The 19,217-nt window shown below is 74.3% G+C and carries 15 protein-coding genes, 1 tRNA gene and 1 pseudogene; 10 read left to right on the top strand and 7 right to left on the bottom strand.

The window, feature by feature from the left end:
- Positions 1 to 166 precede the first annotated feature (166 nt).
- The 5 genes from ABD358_RS07190 to ABD358_RS07170 all read left to right on the top strand — a co-directional run bounded on the left by ABD358_RS07190 (position 167) and on the right by ABD358_RS07170 (position 5,386).
- Complete coding sequence (locus ABD358_RS07190) at positions 167 to 1,189, top strand: acetylxylan esterase (RefSeq protein ID WP_344630010.1); 1,023 nt, start codon at positions 167 to 169, stop codon at positions 1,187 to 1,189.
- Between the two features lie 23 nt (positions 1,190 to 1,212).
- Positions 1,213 to 2,697: an exo-alpha-sialidase gene (locus tag ABD358_RS07185; protein WP_344630009.1), complete on the top strand. Its 1,485-nt coding sequence runs from the start codon at positions 1,213 to 1,215 to the stop codon at positions 2,695 to 2,697.
- An 84-nt stretch (positions 2,698 to 2,781) separates the two neighbouring features.
- Entirely contained in the window at positions 2,782 to 3,741 is a 960-nt protein-coding gene (locus ABD358_RS07180) for a dihydrodipicolinate synthase family protein (protein WP_344630008.1), read from the top strand.
- A 5-nt stretch (positions 3,742 to 3,746) separates the two neighbouring features.
- The gene (locus ABD358_RS07175; protein WP_344630007.1) at positions 3,747 to 4,715 is read left to right on the top strand and encodes an ROK family protein; all 969 of its coding nucleotides are present in this window, start codon (positions 3,747 to 3,749) and stop codon (positions 4,713 to 4,715) included.
- Positions 4,712 to 5,386 (top strand): N-acetylmannosamine-6-phosphate 2-epimerase, encoded by a 675-nt coding sequence (locus tag ABD358_RS07170; protein WP_344630006.1) that lies wholly within the window; start codon positions 4,712 to 4,714, stop codon positions 5,384 to 5,386. The genes ABD358_RS07175 and ABD358_RS07170 overlap by 4 nt, the downstream gene beginning before the upstream one ends.
- Before the next feature lie 200 nt (positions 5,387 to 5,586).
- Here the strand turns inward: ABD358_RS07170 and nagB are convergent, their stop codons facing one another.
- The 4 genes from nagB to ABD358_RS07150 form a co-directional block, all read right to left on the bottom strand.
- Positions 5,587 to 6,372 carry a glucosamine-6-phosphate deaminase gene (nagB, locus tag ABD358_RS07165; RefSeq protein ID WP_344630005.1) on the bottom strand — a complete coding sequence of 262 codons (786 nt, stop codon included), beginning with the start codon at positions 6,370 to 6,372 and terminating at the stop codon, positions 5,587 to 5,589.
- Positions 6,373 to 6,528: 156 nt separating this feature from the next.
- Entirely contained in the window at positions 6,529 to 7,371 is an 843-nt protein-coding gene (locus tag ABD358_RS07160; protein WP_344630004.1) for an alpha/beta fold hydrolase, read from the bottom strand.
- Positions 7,372 to 7,375: 4 nt separating this feature from the next.
- Positions 7,376 to 7,993 carry a dihydrofolate reductase family protein gene (locus ABD358_RS07155; RefSeq protein WP_344630003.1) on the bottom strand — a complete coding sequence of 206 codons (618 nt, stop codon included), beginning with the start codon at positions 7,991 to 7,993 and terminating at the stop codon, positions 7,376 to 7,378.
- 172 nt (positions 7,994 to 8,165) lie between these two features.
- The gene (locus tag ABD358_RS07150; protein WP_344630002.1) at positions 8,166 to 9,620 is read right to left on the bottom strand and encodes a serine hydrolase domain-containing protein; all 1,455 of its coding nucleotides are present in this window, start codon (positions 9,618 to 9,620) and stop codon (positions 8,166 to 8,168) included.
- Positions 9,621 to 9,758: 138 nt separating this feature from the next.
- Here ABD358_RS07150 and ABD358_RS07145 point away from each other — a divergent pair, with 138 nt between their 5' ends.
- Entirely contained in the window at positions 9,759 to 10,484 is a 726-nt protein-coding gene (locus tag ABD358_RS07145; RefSeq protein WP_344630001.1) for a TetR/AcrR family transcriptional regulator, read from the top strand.
- A 454-nt stretch (positions 10,485 to 10,938) separates the two neighbouring features.
- A complete protein-coding gene (locus ABD358_RS07140) occupies positions 10,939 to 11,832 on the top strand; it encodes an NAD(P)-dependent oxidoreductase (RefSeq protein ID WP_344630000.1) in 894 nt (297 codons plus the stop codon).
- Between the two features lie 285 nt (positions 11,833 to 12,117).
- On the opposite strand, the gene ABD358_RS07135 is transcribed toward ABD358_RS07140, so the two are convergent.
- Positions 12,118 to 12,831 carry a hypothetical protein gene (locus ABD358_RS07135; RefSeq protein WP_344629999.1) on the bottom strand — a complete coding sequence of 238 codons (714 nt, stop codon included), beginning with the start codon at positions 12,829 to 12,831 and terminating at the stop codon, positions 12,118 to 12,120.
- A 106-nt stretch (positions 12,832 to 12,937) separates the two neighbouring features.
- A pseudogene (locus ABD358_RS28400) lies at positions 12,938 to 13,051 on the bottom strand (FG-GAP repeat protein); the annotation flags it as partial.
- A gap of 112 nt (positions 13,052 to 13,163) precedes the next feature.
- Between ABD358_RS28400 and ABD358_RS07130 the strand changes: the two are divergent.
- Positions 13,164 to 13,823 carry a formylglycine-generating enzyme family protein gene (locus tag ABD358_RS07130; RefSeq protein WP_344630112.1) on the top strand — a complete coding sequence of 220 codons (660 nt, stop codon included), beginning with the start codon at positions 13,164 to 13,166 and terminating at the stop codon, positions 13,821 to 13,823.
- Between the two features lie 226 nt (positions 13,824 to 14,049).
- On the opposite strand, the gene ABD358_RS07125 is transcribed toward ABD358_RS07130, so the two are convergent.
- Positions 14,050 to 14,868: an alpha/beta fold hydrolase gene (locus tag ABD358_RS07125; RefSeq protein ID WP_344629998.1), complete on the bottom strand. Its 819-nt coding sequence runs from the start codon at positions 14,866 to 14,868 to the stop codon at positions 14,050 to 14,052.
- A gap of 251 nt (positions 14,869 to 15,119) precedes the next feature.
- Between ABD358_RS07125 and ABD358_RS07120 the strand changes: the two genes are divergently transcribed.
- Positions 15,120 to 15,193 (top strand) — tRNA-Met (locus ABD358_RS07120).
- A gap of 418 nt (positions 15,194 to 15,611) precedes the next feature.
- The gene (locus tag ABD358_RS07115; protein WP_344629997.1) at positions 15,612 to 19,070 is read left to right on the top strand and encodes a S8 family peptidase; all 3,459 of its coding nucleotides are present in this window, start codon (positions 15,612 to 15,614) and stop codon (positions 19,068 to 19,070) included.
- Positions 19,071 to 19,217 lie beyond the last annotated feature (147 nt).

Here is a 19,217-nt window from a genome sequence, read left to right as displayed (position 1 = left end):
GGCCCCGGGCGGGGCCGGACGCACCGGCCGGCCCCGGCACTTGACGACCCCTGCCCCGATCCCTAAGGTCCCAGGACACCAGACATCAGACGTCTGCTCTCAAGACGATTCCTTTCCGTGTCCCCGCGCTGCGCCGCGCGCACGCCTCACCCCCGGGACCCCATCCATGCCACTGACGGACCTCACCCTCGCCGAGTGCCTCGCGCTCCGGCCCGACCTCGACGAACCCGCCGACCTGGACGCGTTCTGGGACCAGACCCTGCGAACGGCCCGGGCCGCCGGCGGGACCCCCCGCTTCAGCCCCGTGGACACCGGCCTCACCCAGGTGACGACCCACGACGTGACCGTGCCGGGCTTCGCCGGCGAACCCGTACGGGGCTGGCTGCACCTGCCCGCCGGGGCCGACGGCCCGCTCGGCTGCGTGGTGGAGTTCCTCGGCTACGGCCGCGGACGCGGCCTGCCCCACGAACAGGTGCTCTGGGCGAACGCCGGATACGCCCACTTCATCATGGACACCCGCGGCCAGGGCTGGTCCACCGCCGGCGGCGACACCCCCGACACGGCCGCCCTCAACGGCGCCGTCCCCGGCTTCCTGACCCGCGGCGTGGACAGCCCCCACGACCACTACTACCGCCGCGTGTTCACCGACGCCGTGCGCTTCGTCGAGGCCGCCCGCGAGCACCCGGCCGTCGACCCGGACCGGATCGTCGTGACCGGCGTCAGCCAGGGCGGCGGCATCTCGCTCGCCGTGGCCGGACTCGTACCGGGCCTGGCGGGCGTGATGCCCGACGTGCCGTTCCTGTGCGACATCCGGCGCGGGGCGCTGATCGCCGGCGCGCCGCCCTACACCGAGATCGCGGAGTACCTGCGCCTGCACCGCGACCGCGCCGGGACCGTCTTCACCACCCTGTCCTACGTCGACGCCGCCCTGCTGGCCGCCCGCGCCACCGCCCCCTCGCTCTTCTCCATCGCCATGATGGACGAGGTCTGCCCGCCCTCCACCTGCTTCGCCGCCTACCACCGCTACGGCGGGCCCAAGGACCTGCGCGTCTACGAGTTCAACGGCCACGAGGGCGGCGGCGGCCACCACCGGCGCGAACAGCTCGCCTGGGTGCGGGAGCTGCTCGGCTCCCCCCGCCCCCAGGACGACCCCGGATCCTCCCCCCTGGACACCCCCCGACCCGTCTGAATCCTCCCGAGAAGAGGCCCGTCATGCAGCGCAGAGTCGCACCGCCCGCCGCCACCGCGGTCGCCACCCTGGCCCTCCTGGCAGCCGGCACGTCCACCGCCCCCGCCGCCGCCCAGGCCACCGCCCCCGCCGCCGGCACCCTCACCTCGCAGGACATCGCCACCGCCGGCACCGGCTCCCCCTACTACCGCATCCCCGCGCTGACCCGGACCACCAAGGGCACGCTGCTCGCCGCGTACGACGCCCGCCCCACCCTCGCGGACCTGCCCGGCAACCTCTCCGTCGTGCTGCGGCGCAGCACCGACGGCGGAGCCACCTGGCAGGCCCAGCAGGTCGTGCGCGGGGAAGCCGCCCCCAAGGGCTTCGGCGACCCCAGCCTCCTCGTCGACCGGCAGACCGGGCGGATCTTCCTCTTCTACGCGGCCTCCGTGAACCAGGGCTTCTTCGGCTCGGCGACCGGCAACGACGAGAGCGACCCGAACGTCCTCCAGGCCGACTACAGCTACTCCGACGACGACGGCCTCACCTGGAAGCACGAACGGATCACCGCCGAGATCAAGAACCCGGCCTGGGCCGGCATGTTCGCGGCCTCCGGCGAGGGCATCCAGCTGCGCCACGGACCGTACAAGGGCCGCCTGATCCAGCAGTACGCCATCCGCCACAACGGCGCCAACTACGCCGTCAGCGCCTACAGCGACGACCACGGCGCCACCTGGAAGACGGGCACCCCCGTCGGCCCGGGCGGCGACGAGAACAAGACGGTCGAGCTGTCCGACGGCCGCATCATGCTCAACAACCGCTCCGCGCCGTACCGCACGGTGGCCCACTCCACCGACGGCGGCGTCACCTACACCCCGTTCCAGCAGGACAGGGAACTGCCCGACCCCGCCAACAACGGCTCCGTCATGCGCTTCGCGCCGGACGTGCCCGCCACGCACCCGCGGGCCTCCTGGCTGATGTTCAGCAACACGGCGACCACCAACAGCCGCAGCAACCTCACCGTCCGGCTCTCCTGCGACAACGGGCAGAACTGGCCGGTGCGCAGGACCGTCGAGGCCGGATCGGCCGCCTACTCGACGCTCACCCCGCTCGGCGACGGCACCATGGGCAACGACCGAGTGGGCATGCTGTGGGAACGCGCCAACTATCAGCACATCACCTACTCCTCCTTCGACCTGCAGTGGCTCGGCGGGGTCTGCGCGCCGGTCACCGTCACCCCGCCCGCCTCCCTGCCCGCCGGGAGGACCACCGAGGTCGTCGTCCGCGTCGTCAGCCAGAACGACAGGGACCTCCCCTCCGGCTCGGTCTCGCTCAAGCTGCCGTCGGGCTGGAGCGCCCCGGCCGTGACCGTGCCCGCGCTCAAGCCCGGCCAGGGCGCGAACATGAGGATTCCCGTCACCGTCCCCGCGAACGCCGCCGCGGGCACCGTGTCGACGACCGCCACCTACCTCGTGCGCGGTTCGCAGCGGTCCTACGGCGACGCCACGCTCACCGTCACCGCTCCCTAGCACCCCGGGCCGCCCGCCCGCCCCGGCGGCGGGCGGGCGGCCCCGTCCCCCCGTATCCCCACCGCACCACCAGGAGCCCTTCCCATGTCCTCGTCCCAGCCCCTGCGCGGCGTCGTGCCGCCCGTCTGCACCCCTCTGGACACCGCGGGCGAGGTCGACACCGCCTCACTCGTCCGGCACGTCGAACACCTCGTGAGCGGGGGGGTGCACGGCCTGTTCGCCCTCGGCTCCAGCAGCGAGGTCGCCTTCCTCACCGACCGGCAGCGGGCGGTGGCCCTGGAGACGGTCGTCGAGGCCGCCGCGGGCCGCGTCCCCGTGCTCGCCGGCGTCATCGACATGACCACCCCCCGTGTGATCGCCCACGCGGAGGCCGCCCGAGCGGCGGGCGCCGACGCCCTGGTCGCGACCGCGCCCTTCTACACCCGGACCCACCCCCGCGAGATCGCCCGCCACTTCCGCACCCTCCGCTCCCGCGTCGACCTGCCCCTCTACGCCTACGACCTGCCGGTGTGCGTGCACAGCAAGCTCTCCGTCGCCCTCCTGCGCGAACTCGCCGTGGACGGCACGCTCGCCGGCCTGAAGGACAGCAGCGGCGACGAGGGCTCCCTGCGCCGGCTCATCGTCGGACTCGGCGGACGCCACGGCCGGGCCGACGGCCCCGCCCCCTCCTTCAGCATCCTCACCGGATCCGAACTCACCGTGGACGCCGCCCTGCTGGCGGGCGCCGACGGCGTCGTGCCGGGCCTGGGCAACGTGGACCCCGCCGGATACGTGCGCCTCTACGACGCCGTGCGCGGCGGCGACGTCGACCGCGCCGTCAAGGAGCAGGAGCGGCTCGTGGAGCTGTTCGGAATGGTCGACGCCGGGCCCGAGGACGAGATGGGCCGCAACTCCTCCGCCATCGGCGCCTTCAAGCACGCGCTGCGCCTGCTCGGGGTGTTCGCCGAGGGCACCACCGCCGCCCCGCAGATCCAGCTGGGCGACGCGTCGATCGCCCTCGTCGAGGAGCGGCTGCGCGGCGCAGGGCTCCTCCCGGTCCGATGACGGCGATGACGGCACGGCACCCGCACACGCCGGTGATCGGCCTCGACCTGGGCGGCACGAAGATCGCCGCGGCCCTGGTCGCGGGCGACGGCACCGTCCTGGCCCGGCACTCCCTGCCCACCCCGGCGGCCCGGGGGGCCGAGGCGGTGCTCGACGCGCTGGCCGAGGCCGCCCGGGCGGTCCGGGCGCCGGACGCCGCGGCGATCGGCGTCGCCGCCGCCGGGGTGATCGACCCCGTCTCCGGGACCGTCACCAGCGCCACGGACACCATCCGCGGCTGGGCCGGCACCGCCCTGGCCGCCGGTCTCGCCGCCCGCACCGGGCTCCCGGTGGCCTGCGACAACGACGTGCGCGCCGCTGCCGCCACGGAGCTGGCCGGCCCCTGCGGGGGAGGGGCCGGCCGCGGCGGCGGAATCACGCTGGTCTACGCGGCCGTGGGCACCGGCGTGGGCGGCGCCGTCGCCGCGGCCGGACGCATGCTGCACGGCGCGGCCGGCGTCGCCGGACACCTGGGCCACCTGCCGAGCCCCGAGGCCGGCGGGCTGCCCTGCACCTGCGGTGCCGCCGGCCACCTCGAGGCGATCGCGGCGGGACCCGCCATCACCGCCCACTACACGCGGATCAGCGGAGTCCCGGCCGACCGCCTGGAGACCGTGGCCGCCCGCGCGGCCGGGGGCGACCCGCACGCCACCGCGGCCATCGTCCTCGGCGCCCGGGCCGTCGGCCGCGCCCTGGGCGGCCTCGCCAACACGCTCGGCGCGGACCGCGTCGTCGTCGGCGGCGGGGTGCCCCGCATCGGCGCGCTGTACACGGACGCCCTGGACGCGGCCTTCGCCGCCGAACTCATGCCCCCGCTGCGGACGCTGCGTCCCGTCCCGCCGCGCGGCGGGCCCGACGCCGCGGTCCTGGGCGCCGCCGCCCTGCCCCGCACACTGCCCCTGCACCACCCCGACACCACCGGAGTTCCCCGATGACCCCGTCCCTGGCCGACGCCCTGAAGGGCCGTCTGATCGTGTCCTGCCAGGCCCCGCCCGGCGACCCGATGCGCCACACCGACACCCTGGTCCGCATGGCCCTGGCGGCGCGGGCCGGCGGCGCCGCGGCCGTGCGCGTCAACGAACCGGAGGTCGTCGCGGCGACCGTCGCGGCCGTCGGCCTGCCGGTGATCGGCCTGTGGAAGGACGGCGACACCGGCGTCTACATCACCCCGACCGTGCGCCACGCGCTCGCCCTCGTCGAAGCGGGGGCCGCGATCGTGGCGGCCGACGCCACCGCCCGGCCGCGCCCCGACGGCAGCACCTTCGCCGAGCTCGTCGAGGCCGTCCACGAGGCGGGCGCCCAGGTCATGGCCGATGTCTCGACCCTCGACGAGGGACGGGAGGCCGCCGCGCAGGGCGCCGACTTCGTGGCCACCACCCTGTCGGGGTACGTGCCGGGGTCGGCCCGGCAGACCGCGCCGGACCTGCGGCTCGTCGCCGAACTCGCCGCTGAAATCCGCACCCCGGTGATCGCCGAGGGCCGTATCTCCACTCCGGCGCAGGCCGCGGAGGCACTCGCCGCAGGCGCGCTGAGCGTTGTCGTGGGCACCGCCATCACGGCGCCGACCGCGCTGACCAGGCTCTTCGTGGACGGGCTCGCCCGCTGAGCCGCCCGTCGGCACGGCAGCCGTCCGCGACACCGCCGTCCGAAAGGGACGGCGGTGTCGCGGACGGGCCGGCCTGACGCCGGTGAGGACGCGGCGGCACACACGGCGGCAACGCCGCGGACGGGCCGGCGCCACCGGGCGGGAAGACGGGGAGCGCGCGGCCCCCGCCCGTTCTTCCGAGGGCGGTCCCGGACGGCGGGTCAGATGGTCTGCCAGTGCGGTTTGGACTCGTAGGTGGAGCGGAAGTACTCCGCGAGCTTCAGCCCGGACGCCGCGGCCTCGTCCACCACCACCGTGGCGTTCGGGTGCATCTGCAGCGCGGAGGCCGGGACCATCGCGGACAGCGGCCCCTCGACGGTCTGCGCGACGGCTTCCGCCTTGCCCTCGCCCGTGGCGAGCAGCACCAGGTGGCGGGCTTCCATGATGGTGCCGATGCCCTGGGTGATGACGTGGCGCGGCACCTGGTCGATGTCGCCGCCGAAGAAGCGCGCGTTGTCGGCGCGGGTCTGCCGGGTGAGGGTCTTGATGCGGGTGCGGGAGGCCAGCGAGGAGCACGGTTCGTTGAAGCCTATGTGCCCGTCGGTGCCGATGCCGAGCAGCTGGAGGTCCACACCGCCGGCCTCGGCCAGTTCCCTCTCGTACCTCTCGCAGGCCGCCGGGATGTCCTCGGCGGAGCCGTCGGGGCCCATGAAGCACGTCTCGTCCAGCCCGAGCGGCTCCACCACCTCGCGCAGGACCACCGAGCGGTACGACTCGGGGTGTCCGGCGGGCAGGCCGACGTACTCGTCGAGCTGGCAGATCCGGGCGCGTGAGACGTCCACCTCGCCGGCGGCGGCCTTGGCCGCCAGCGCCCGGTAGACGGGGAGCGGCGTCGAGCCCGTGGCCACGCCGAGCAGCGCGTCGGGCTTGCGTCGCAGGAGGCGGGCCATGGCCTCGGCGACGAGGTCCCCTGCCGCGCCGGCGTCCGGAACGATGACAACTTCCATGGTGGGCCTGCCGATCCGAGAAACACCCAGTGGTATAGACCACTATAGCAAGGAGCCCGGACAAGATCCCAGGGCCCGGTCCGCCGGGCGCGGGGGCGCGCGGTGTTCCCGGTGCTGTTCGCGGTGGCCGTCGGGGCCGCACGGCACGCGCCTCCCCTACCCGAGCGCGAGCATCGCCCCGGCGACCTCGCCCACCGCCGCACCGGGGATCGCGGTGGCGGCCTCCTCCAGGACGAGCAGCCGCGCCCCGGGGATCTCGCGTGCGATCGCCTCGCCGTTGCCGACGGGGAAGAACCGGTCGCGGCGGCCGTGGACGACGAGCGTGGGGACCTCGATCCCGGGCAGGCGCTCGCGCCAGCGGGGTGCGCAGTCGAGCCTGGAGAACACCATGCCCAGCTGGTTGGCCATCTGGACCGGGGGCGCGGTGCCGGGCGTGCGGTCCCAGACGCGCGCGGCGACCGCACGCGCGGCGGCGGGGTCGTCGCCGAGGATCTCCGCGCCGCCGGCGGCGAACTCCGCCACCGCCTCGCGGTCGGCCCAGTCGGGCATCGGACGGGCGAACAGCCGGCTCATCGCCGCCCGGTCGTGGTCGGGGAGGTCCTCGTCGGGCGGGCCGGGCGCGACAGCGCGGGTGCCGGCCAGGGTCAGCGCCGAGAACGCGCCCGGATGGTCGAGCGCGGCCACCTGGGCGACCATCCCGCCGACGCCGATCCCCGCCAGGTGCGCGGGTCCGCCGCCGAGCGCGTCGGCGAGGGCCGCCGCGTCGGCGGCGAGGTCGCGCAGGGTGTAGGCGGGCGCCTCCGGGTCCGCCGTCGTCGACTCCCCGCTGTCGCGCAGGTCGTAGCGCACCGCGCGGCGTCCGCCTGCGGCGAGGCGCTCGCACAGCGCGTCGGGCCAGGAGAGCATCGTCGTCCCGCCCGCGAGCAGGACCAGCGGTGCCCCGTCGTCGCCGAACGACTCGATGCCCACAGTGATCCCGTTGACGTCGATCGTGGTCATCGGATCACCGGAGGACGTCGTAGGTCAGGTGCGTCGCGGTCGAGGTCGCGGTCACGCTCCGCCGCACCAGCGTGCGCGGCGCTCCGCCGGTGAACAGGGGCGTCCCGGCGCCCAGTACGACGGGCGCGAGGTGCAGCGTCAGCACGTCGACCAGCCCGGCGTCGAGCGCCGAGCCGATCGTGGCGCCGCCGCCCATGAGGACGACGTCGAGGTCCTCGCCGCTGTCCGACGCCGCCGCCTCGGCCCGCTCGCGCGCGGCGGCGACGGCGTCGGACAGGCCGGTGGTGACGAACGTCCAGTCCAGGTCGGCGAGCCGGACCGACTCCGGCGGTGAGCTCGTCACGACGACGAACGCGGGCCTGCCGACCTCGCCGGCGCCGTAGCCGGACGTGTCGTCCCACCCCTTCGGCCCGTCGACGACGTCGAAGAGCCGGCGGCCGAGGACGACGGCGCCCGAACGGGCGGTGGCCTCGCGCAGGATCCGGCGGTCGTCGGGGTCCGCGGAGAACGCCCAGGTGTGCAGGGCCTCGCCCCCAGTGCCCAGCCCGTTGTCCGGGCCGGGGTCGGGTCCGGTGACGAAGCCGTCGAGGGAGACCGAGATGTCGGCGACGATGCGAGTCATGCCAGTGCAGACCCGGCCCGCCGCCCGAACTCATCGCTCCCGGGCGAAGCGCGCACCGGATGCTCCCGGATCACCGGGGCGGCCGGCGAACACCGCGGTGCTCCTCTCACGCCATCGGCGGAACTCCGGCCACGGCGCTGCGGTCCTGTCTGCCGGCCGGTGCGGCCGGGTGCTATGCGGTCTTCGGGCCGCAGCGCATGCCGATGTAGACGCACCCCGTGCCGTCGGGCAGGGTGGAGAAGACCACGGGCATGTAGTCCTCGCTGAACGCCGCGCCCACCCCCGTACCGGCGAAGACCGTCTCCGTCACCGGCAGCAGATCGATCCGGAGGGGCTCGGAGAAGTCCTTCATGCCGTCGACGAATTCGTACAGCGCGTGGCCGACGCCGTCCCGCTCGGTCACGGTGATGACCACGCCCTCGCGCCGGTACGTGCCGACCAGCGGGGCGAAGTCGACCGCGGGCGGCCGGGCAGGCGGGGCGAAGGGCTCCGGCATGGTCACCCCGGCGAGTTCGGCGAGGAGTTCGCGGTAGAGCGCCGCGTACACCTCCCGTGCGCCACCGCCGTTGGTGAGCAGCGCGACCGCGACGCCTGCCGACGGCACCACGCGCAGGTAGCCGTACTGTCCGATGGAGGCGCCGTCGTGGCCGTAGCCGGGGACGCCGTTCCAGTCGTACAGGGTCCAGCCCAGGCCCCAGCCGTCCGAGCTGACCGTCCACTTGTCGGGGCAGTCCACCACCCGGCGCCGCATCAGCGCGGTCGTCTCCTTCGAGAGCACGCGCGTGCCGTCCTCGGCCACGCCGCCGGCCAGGTGCATCCGTGCGAGCCGCGCGAGGTCCCCGGCGGAGGCGATGACCCTGCCGTAGGGGCCCGCCGAGCGCGGCATCATGTCCCATTCCGGTGCCGGGTCCGGCATCCGGCCCGGCTCGCCCAGGTGCCCCATCGCCGCGCGGAACCGCAGCGCCTCCTCGGGCAGCGTCACGGTGTGCGTGAGACCGAGCGGGGTCAGGAGCAGGTCCTTCAGCGCCTGGTCCCAGGTTCTGCCGGTCACCACCTCGATGATCCGGCCGAGTACGTTGTAGCCGACGCTGCTGTAGGAGATCGCGGTGCCGGGCGGGCAGTCGAGCGCCACGTCCTTCGCGGCCTCGACGTACTTGGCCAGGCAGTCGTCACCGCGCCCGCTGTCGTAGGTGAAGTCGCAGGTGAGGCCGCTGGTGTGGCTGAGCAGCCGGCGTGCGGTGATCGCCCTGGCCGCCTCGGGGTCGGCGACCGAGAACTCCGGCAGTACGTCCACGACCGGCGCGTCCAGATCCAGTTCGCCTGATTCGGCGAGCCGCATGATCAGCGTGGCGGTGTAGACCTTGGCTATCGAGCCCATCTGGAAGACCGAGTCGGTCGTCACCTCCACGCCCGTTCCCCGGTGCAGCACACCGCTGGCCAGCTCGTGAACGGTCCCGTCGACGAGGAGCGCGAGGGAGGCGCCCGGGACGTGGTGCTCGGCGCGCAGTGCGTCGAGGCGGGCCTGCCAGTGGGCGAGGTCCAGCTTCCGGCCCGTGGGGTCCAGGGGCCCCCGCGCGCCCGTGGCGCCCCGGTCGCCCTGGTCGTCCCGGGTCACGTTCTTCGGCATGTCTCCCCCATCTGATGCGTACAGCGTTCCTGCGATGCGAACACTGTACGCACATCGGAACGCTGTACGCAAGATGCGTACGGTGTGCGCTACAATCGGGAGGAGCCAGACCGCGGAACGAGTGGGAACGGGGGCCGCATGCCGGCGAACGAGAAGCCGACCGCATCGGTGTGGACCCGTCCGCGCCGCCCCCAGCGGGACCAGCTGACCTGCGAGCACATCGTGGCCGCGGCGGTCGAACTGCTGGACTCGGAGGGCATCGAGGCCCTCAGCATGCGCAAGCTCGGCAGCCGTCTGAACGCCGCCGCCACCTCCCTCTACCGGCACGTGGCCAACAAGGACGAGCTGATCCAGCTGGCCGTGGACGACGTCTTCGGCGAACTCGAGCCGCCGGCCGGCGCCGAGCGGCCCCAGTGGCGCGCGACCGTCACCCGCATCGCCGCCGATCTGCGGGCGATGACCCTGCGCCACCCCTGGATCGCCCCGGAGCTCGGCCAGATCGGCCTCGTCCACATCGGCCCGAACGCCATGCGGGTGTCCTCAGGGCTGCTCGCCCAGTTCGAGGCGGCCGGCTTTCCCGCGGACGAGAAGGACCGGGCCGCGGGGACGCTCACGGCGTACGTCATCGGGATCGCGGCCTCCGAGGCCGCCTACCTCTCAGCGATCGCCCGCAGCGGCAAGACCGAACAGGAGTGGGTCGCGGGCCTGCGGCCGGCCTCCGGCGAGGCCCCGCAGCGCCACTCGCGGCCGCGGGAGGGAGATCCCGTCCAGCGGGACGCGCACCCCCAGCAGATCCGCGACGACGACTTCTTCTACGGGCTCGACCGGGTCCTCGACGGCCTGGCGGCCCGGCTCGACACCTGAACCGGCGCCCCGGGTGCGCGCGTTCGTTCGCCGCACCCCGGCGACGGGGGCTCGCCCGGCCTCCCGCAAGCGGACCCTCCGCCCGGACCGGAATTCACTTGAGGCCCGGTCCGGAACGGCTCTCCGGGGCCTCGACCGGCTCGCGCAGCCCGTCCCCGGGGACATCGGCTGGTGCGCAGGCTCCCCTGCGGCACCACCCGTACCACCGACCCGGCCAAGGCCGCTCTCACCCTCCGCCTCGCCACACCGGCACGAGGTTGAGGACGCTCACCGGGCAGACTGCCGGGCAGCCGTCACGCCCCTGAGCCGGCCCCGTCACTCACCTTTTGGTAAGTGGTGACTTTTATGTCAGTACTTGGCAGGTGATCGGGATGGGGGAACGATCGGTCCATCACCCCGTGCCTGATCACCCGATCTGCAGCCGTGCGGACCGATGGACGAGTTGGAGAATGAAATGAACGACCACGCCCCCGGGGCCGCCGCGCCTATCACGGTCGTCGGACTCGGCTCCATGGGGCAGGCCGTAGCGGCCGCCTTCCTGGACGGCGGCCACCCCACGACGGTCTGGAACCGTACGGCGGCCAAGGCGGACGCGTTAGCCGCCCGGGGGGCCGTCCTCGTGCACTCTCCGGCCGAGGCGGTCCGGGCCGGCGGGCTGGTGGTGGTCTGTGTGCTGGACCGGAAGGCGGCCCGGGACATCCTGGAGCCGGTGGAGGAACAACTGGCGGGCCGCGGCCTGCTGATGCTCACGAGCCTGTCACCCGAGGAGGCCCGGGAGACGGCCCGGTGGGCGACCGAACGGAACATCGCCTTCCTCGGCGGCGCCGTCATGGCGACCCCGGACCTCATCGGAAACCGGGAGGAGGCCTCCGTCCTGTACGCCGGCTCGCGCGAGGTGTTCCAGGAGCACCGGTCGGCGCTGGAGCTGCTGGGCTCCGCGACCTACCTCGGCGAGTCCGCCGCACGTGCCTCTCTGCTGGAGACCGCGCTGCTCGCGTCCATGTACTCGATGTTCGCCGGCTTCTACCACGGTGCCGCGCTCGTGGGCACGGAGGGCGTGACCGCGGAGGAGTTCACGGCTCTCGCCGTGCCGTGGCTGAAGGCGATGACCACGTTCCTGCCCGGGCAGGCGGAGTTCATCGACAGGGGCGACTACACCACCGATGAGCAGAGCCTGGAGTTCAACAAGGGCGGACTGGACCACATCATCCACATCAGCCGGTCGCGGGGCATCGGCAACGACGTCATGCGGCCCATCGCCGAACTGATCGACCGCCAGATCGCCAAGGGGCACGGGGCCGACAGCGTCGCCCGCCTCATCGAGGGGATCAAGCACCCCGAGGGGTAGGCGCCGACCACGGGCACACGCCCGTGGTCCACGTACGGGACGCTCCCGGCGCCGGTTCCCGATCGCCGCCCCGGCCTGCCGCGAGCAGGGCGGACGCTCGCACCCGGTCTCCCGGCCCGAGCGGCACGTCGATCACAAGCACCGCGGTCGGCGCGGCTTCACCCGGGCCGGTCGCCCGATGCACGTCCTGCGCCGCGCCCTCCGCGAACTCCAGTACCGCAGCGGAACCATCGACGGACGCCCCGCCGCAACCGGACCCGCCCTGACGACACCACGCCGACGAACTCAGCAGAGTTCGGCGGTCTTCCGCGGGTCGTCCGCCAGGATGCGGGCCGCGAGCCGCCGTGCCTGCTCCTCCGCGGGCTGATCGTGGGCGACGGGCAGCTCGTACCGGTAGGAACACGTGCGCTCCCCCGGTTTCCGGACCTGGCGGAACTCGACGTCGACGCCCTCGGGGACGGCGAGCTCCTCGGGGACGCCGGGCTCCTCGCGCCGCGGCCAGACGCCCGTGAGGACGCAGCCCCACCGCTCGAACCATCCGCTGCCCGCAAGGATCCGCTCCAGCAGCCGGGCCACGGTGTCCACCGGCTCCTCCCAGCCGCGGTCCGCCGCGGCCCGAGCGAGTTCGGCTTCGTACTGGGCGGCGTCGAAGCAGAAGTCCGGGGGCAGGGCGGTGACATCGCTGGTGTTCTCCCAGCCGTCCCAGATCACCCGGTCGCCCTCGCGGCGCATGGTGACGTACAGGGCGCCGCAGCAGCCGGCGGTGCAGACCGGCTCGGTGATCATGATCCTGCGCGGTTCCTCCGTGACCGCCAGCGGCCAGCTCTCGGCCGGGCCCGTCCAGTGCCGGCAGCTGGGTGCCATCCCCTCCGGGTGGACTTCCCTCAGCACGTCCGTCCCGTCGATCAGGGGCCGCACCTCGGCCCAGGGGTCCGCCGCCCAGTCGTCCGGGATCCTGTGCCGCAAGGTCAAGGTACTGATCGCCATCCGATCGGCCATACCCACATGATCGGCTGACGCCGCGCAGCCGCACACCCGTTTTCCGTCTGCCCGACCACAGCGAGCGCGTACTGGACCGGCTGTGCCGGGCACGGCGTGCGCCGGTGGTGGTCAGCAGGTCCGGGCGGCCGTCGCGGTTGACGTCTCCGGCCCCGGCCGTGCTGCCGAAGGAGTCCTCCGCCTCGGGCCCGCGCTGCGTCGTGCAGCCCTCGTCCCTCACCTCGCGGCAGCCGTTCCGCGGTCCCCTCGGCCGTCTTCCGGGGAAAGACCGGTGGAACGGGGGGAAGACGCCGGTAGGGTGGCCCGTCGTGGACACGAAGGCGGGAAACGAGATGGTCGCCGTCCCGCCGGGACGGGTGACCCTGTCGGACCGGCGGACACGGAGCAGTTGGCCGGTCGAGGTCGCGCCGTTTCGGATGTCGGCGTTTCCGGTCACGCAGTCGTGGTACGCGCAGGTGACCGGCCGGTGGCCGAGCAGCGCCCAGGGCGGCCGGCTGCCCGTCGAAGGCGTCTCGTGGTGGGACGCGGTCGAGTTCTGCAACGCCCTGTCCCGGCGCGAGGGGCTGACGCCCGCGTACCGCCTCCGTCCCGGCGCCGAGACGGCCGAGTGGGACGCCTCCGCGGACGGGTACCGGCTGCCGACCGAGGCCGAATGGGAGCACGCCTGCCGTGCGGGTACCGCCGGCCCGCGGTACGGCCCGCTCGACGAGATCGCCTGGTACCGGGGCAACTCGGACGGGCGGATCCACCCTGTCGGCGGCAGGCGGCCCAACGCCTGGGGCCTGTACGACATGCTGGGCAACGTGTGGGACTGGTGCTGGGACGTCTACGACGCCGAGGTGTACGGCGCCTACCGGGTGCTCCGCGGTGGTGGCTGGGCCGACGAGCACTGGAGCTGCCGGGCGTCGGTGCGGCGGCGCAGCCACCCGACCTTCCGGATCGACGACGTGGGGTTCCGCGTCGCCCGCTCCGCACCGCCGCCTCGGCCGTAGCGGGCCGGTTCCCGCGGCGGGCTCGTCTCCGTGCCCTCCCCGCGGCACACGGTCACGCTCGGACCCGTCCCCGGCGTCCGGCACGTCGCGGGCCGCCGTCTCGCGCCCGGCGCCCGGTACGAGGTGGCGGAACGAACGGTGAGGCCTCGCCCGTCGGGAGGCTCCGCCCGGTGGGGGGCGGTTCGGGGGCTTTTCGGGAGCAGGCGCCGGTCCGCCCGGCCGGGCGTCAGGACGGTGGGGTTCCGCCGTCGACCTCGCGCCAGAAGGCGTCGACCCGTGCGTTGAACGCCTCCGGGGACTCCTGGAACGGCTGGTGGGCCTCCCCCGCCAGGACCTCGAAGCGGGCCCCCGGGATGGCGTCGGCCACGGCCTTCCCGAGCCGCGGCGGCGCGGCGATGTCCTGTTCGCCGGCCAGGACGAGGGTCGGCGCGGTGATGCCGGGCAGCCGGTCGAGCGTGTCGTGCCGCATGAACGGCTCCAGTTGGCGCTGGAAGGCCTCGGCCGGCTGCGGGTGCGGGAAGGCGAGCGTTTCGTCGACGATCCGCCGCACCGTGCCGTCGGCGTGGGCGCGTGGTGTGTAGATCCACAGGAAGAACGCCTCCAGCATGGCGCGTTCGTCGGGCGCCTCCGTCGCCAGCCAGTGCCAGAAACGGGCCATGGCGGTGAAGTAGGCGTCCGCCCGCGCCCATGTGCTCACGAGGACGAGGCTGCGGACGACCTCCGGATGGCGGAGCGCCAGCTCCTGCGCGATCGCGCTGCCGCCGGAGAAACCGGCGACGTGCGCCCTGTCGACCTGGAGCGCCCGGAGCAGTTCCGCGGCGTCGTCGGCCAGCATGGCCACGGACATGGGCCCGTCGGGCAGCGGCGTCCGCCCCGCTCCCCGGTTGTCGAAGGCGATGACCCGGTACCGGTCCGACAGGCCGTCGAGCTGCGCCTGCCATGCCTCGGCGGGATCGCCCAGCCCCGCGATCAGCAGGACGTCGGGTCCCCGGCCACGGCTCTCGGTCCAGATCTCGGTTCCGTTGACTTCGACGTGCTCGCCCATGGAACACACCTCCCGTCCCATCGTCCTCCCCGCCGGCCCGTGGCGGGACACCACCACACCGCGCGCACCCCCCGGATGCTCTCGCTCCTGCCCGGCCCCGGCCCTGCGGAGGCCGCCCGGGGCGCCTCAGCGGTCGCCGGGCCCGCCGTACGCGTGCGGCTCCGGGCGGCCGAAGCGGCTCGGGATCCGGCAGGGCGTGCGGGGGCCCGTGCCGCGAGCCCCGGCCGATGCCGTACAGTGGAGTGCATCGACGCGGGGTGGAGCAGCTCGGTAGCTCGCTGGGCTCATAACCCAGAGGTCGCAGGTTCAAATCCTGTCCCCGCTACGGAATGTTCGGCCCCTCGGCGCTCTGCCGCCGAGGGGCCGAACGCTTTCCGGCCCGCGGCAGCCCCGACACGGGACGGCCGTCGCCCTCCGGTGCGCGGTCTCCCCGCGCGCCCGTTCCGCCGGCCCGACGGGTCGGCGTTCCCGGCCCGGACGGTCGAACGGGTCTGTCTCACCGTGATGTGACGCCCTCGTCCCGCCGGTCCGGTGCCGGTGTCCGGCTCGGGTACCGGCTCCGTCCCTTTCCCGCCTCGGCGTCGGAAACGCGCCAACCCGTGCGTCCCGGACAACCCCGCTCATCGAACACACGTGTAACGGAGTGAACGCACCACCCGGAACACACGAACGCTCCGCGCACGTGCGGCACTTCTGTCCCGCGCGGCGGCGCGCTCGCACCGACTGAGACGGGAGCACAGTGCATGTTCGAAAGACGCCGGAGACATCCGGGCGCGCTCGCCGCGTCGGCCGGCCTCGCGGTGGTGATGACCGCCACGCTGGCCGGGGGAGCCCTCGCGGCACCCGCCGACGGGGCCGGCGCCGGGCCGACCGCCGAAGGGAGCACCGCGGCCCGGAAGAAGGTGACGCTGGTCACCGGCGATGTGGTGCACGTCGGCGCGTCCGGCCGGGTCGTCCGGATCGAGCGGGCCGAGGGGCGGGAGGAGGTCGCCTTCTCGGTCCGCAGCGTCGGGGGCCACACCCACGTCCTGCCGGCCGACGCGGCCCCGCTGGTGGCCCGGGGGAGACTCGACGCGCGGCTGTTCGACGTGACCGGGCTGGTCGGGATGGGCTACGACGACCGGGAGCGGTCCGAGCTGCCGCTGATCGTCAAGCACGCGGGTGAGAAGGCCCCGCCCGCCGAGCCGCTCACCGGAGCCGGGGCGGAGGTCGGCCGGAAACTCCCGGCCGTCGGCGGCAGCGCCGTACGGGCCCGCAAGAGCCGGGGCGACGACTTCTGGAAGGCGGTCACCGACGGCGGCGGCTCCTCCGGCGCCCCGGCCCGGCTGGCGCCCTCCTCCGGCATCGGGCAGATCCGTCTCGACGGCAGGGTCGAGGCGACCCTGCACGAGAGCGTCCCGCGGATCGGCGCCCCGGCGGCGTGGAAGGCGGGTTACGACGGCGAGGGCGTGACGGTCGCGGTCCTGGACACCGGCGTGGACGGCAGCCACCCGGACCTGGCCGGCCAGGTGGTCGCGCACAGGAACTTCTCCGGCGCCCCGGACGGCGCCGACCACCACGGCCACGGCACCCATGTCGCCTCCACCGTCGCCGGTACCGGCAAGGAGCTGAAGGGCACCGGCGTCGCCCCCGGCGCCCGCATCCTGGCCGGCAAGGTCCTCGACGACGAGGGCGGGGGGCAGGAGTCGGACGTCGTCGCCGGGATGGAGTGGGCCGTCGAACAGGGCGCCCGGATCGTCAACATGAGCCTGGGCTGGCCCGACCAGCCGCACACGGACATCCTGGAGGAGGCCGTCAACCGGTTGTCCGCCGAGTCCGACACCCTCTTCGTCGTCTCCGCGGGCAACGAGGGCGAGGGCGGGCCCGGTGCGCTCCGCTCCCCGGGCACCGCGGAGGCCGCGCTGACCGTCGGAGCCGTCGACAAGGAGGACCGGCTCGCCGGCTTCTCCTCCCGGGGCCCGCGCATCGGCGAGGGCGACGTCAAGCCGGACCTGACGGCCCCGGGCGTCGGCATCACCGCAGCCGCCGCCGGACCGGCCGACGGGGAGGGCACCGGTGCGGTCTCCATGGACGGCACCTCGATGGCGGCCCCGCACGTGGCCGGGGCCGCCGCGCTGCTGCTCCAGCGGAACCCCGGCTGGGACGGCGAGCGGCTCAAGTCCGTGCTGACCGGCAGTGCCCGGCCCGGCCCGTACACCGTCTTCGAGCAGGGCACCGGTCGCGTCGACGTGGCCGCGGCCCTGGAGCGGGAGGTCTTCGCCGAGGGCGGTCCGGTGAACTTCGCCCCGGCGCCCCGGTCGCCCGCCTCCCGGGAACCGGAGACGAAGGAGATCACCTACCGCAACGAGGGCGGGGAGCCCGTCGAGCTGGAGTTGTCCGTGAAGCCGGACGGCGACACCGTCCCCGAGGGGATGTTCGCCGTCTCGCCCCGGACACTGACCGTCCCGCCCGGCGGTACGGCGACGGCCGAGGTGACCGCCGACACCCGGACCACCGGGAGGGACGGGGCGTTCGGCGGGACCGTCACCGCCGTCTCCGCCGACGGGGCCACCACCGTGCGCACCGCACTCGGCGTGCACCGCGAACCCGAGTCGTACAACCTCACCGTCCGGCACCTCGACGCCGACGGCAGACCGGCCGAGAACGGCCTCGCCTTCCTCCTCGGCCCCGGGGACTCCGAACGCGTCGTCTTCGGCGACGAGTTCACCGTGCGGCTGCCCAAGGGGCGCTACGCCCTGGACAGCCTGGTGCCGCTGCGCGCCGGGGAGGACGAGACGGCTCTGCTCCTGCGGCCCGCGCTGAACCTGGACCGGGACACCACCGTCACCATGGACGCCCGCAAGGCGGACCCGGTCTCCGTCACCCTCCCCGGCAGCGCGGACGGCGAGACCAGGCCCGTGCACGCGCAGGTGACCTACTGCGTGTACGACTGCGCGAGGAGACTGGCACCCGCGAGCGGGAACTTCCCCAGCTACTTCGACGTCTCCTCCTACTTCACGGGGGACCCGGACCCGGACCTGAACGGCACCCGGGTCGGCCGCATCGGTCCCGACACGGACGACGAGGCGTTCGTGCAGTACCACGGCATATGGGCCCGCGAGGCGGCGGGCGGAGGGCCGGAGGACCTGTACCACCTGGCTTGGAACCGGCGCGGCGCGGACCTGGGCGGCTTCACCGCCGACGTGGGGACCGAGGATCTGGCGAAGGTCGAGGTAACGGCCTCCTCGCCGGTCCCCGGCGAGACCGCGGACCTCTTCATGGGCGCCGTGGACCCGTACGGCGGTACCAGCACCATGGCCAACTTGTTCGCCGTGCACCGGGAACGTGCCCTGCCGGCCACGTACACCGCCTACGTCCTCGGCCGCGGCGTCGAGTGGCGCCCCCTCCTGACCGGGGAGAACGGGGACCCGGGAAGCGTCCGGACGCTGTTCGGCGACCGGAAGGCGTACCAAGCGGGCCGGACCTACCGGGAGCGGCTCGGCACGGGCGTGTACGGGCCCGGCCTCCCCGGGGACCGGATCGATCCGCAGGAGCTGCCCGTCGGTGCCGTCCGGCGGGGCGACACGCTGAGCCTCCGGCTGCCGCTGTACTCCGACGGGGCGGGGCACGGCGGGGCCATGACCGCCGCCGGGGGGCGGGTCTCGCTGAGGACGGGCGACGAGGAGCTCTTCGCCGAGGAGTACGGCGACCCCCTGACGGAGTACGGCTACGCGGGCCCCTTCTGGGAGCTGTTCCCGGAGGACCGCGAACCGTTCGACCTCCCGGCGGGGAAGCGGCGGTACACACTGGTGGCGGAGGAGCGCCGGCCCCTCACCCACGCCTCGGTGAGCAACCGGGTGCGGGTCGAGTGGGCATTCGATTCGGCGCGTACGTCCACGGACTCCTGGGAGCGGCTGCCGCTGTCGGTGGTGCGGTTCTCGCCGGAGCTGAGCCCGTCGGTGACGGCGAGGGCGGGGCGCTCCTTCCCGGTGCCGTTCGCGGTGGAGGGCGCGGCCGAGGAGTCGGGCGTGCGGAAGCTGTCGTTCGAGGTCTCCTACGACGAGGGGAAGACCTGGCGGAAGGCGAAGGCCGTGGGCGGGAAGCGCCTGCTGCTGAAGCACCCGAAGGCGCCGGGCTCGGTCTCCCTGCGCGTCCACCTCACCGACCGGCGGGGCAACACCCTGGTCCAGACGATCGAACGGGCCTACCTCACCGTGAGGTGACGCCCGTGCCCCGCCGACCCGGTGCCCGGCCGGCCGCTCCCGCGGCCCGGCCGGGCACCGGCCCGTTCCCGGGACGCTGTTCGACCCGGGGATCCTCCGGGCCGACGGCCGGCCACCGGACCCCGGACGGCCTCCACACCCGGCCGG

The sequence above is a fragment of the Streptomyces glaucosporus genome (assembly GCF_039533345.1).
GTDB classification, from domain to species: domain Bacteria; phylum Actinomycetota; class Actinomycetes; order Streptomycetales; family Streptomycetaceae; genus Streptomyces; species Streptomyces glaucosporus.
The sequence above is the reverse complement of the archived record's forward strand: the minus strand, read 5'-3'. Positions and strand labels throughout refer to the sequence as shown.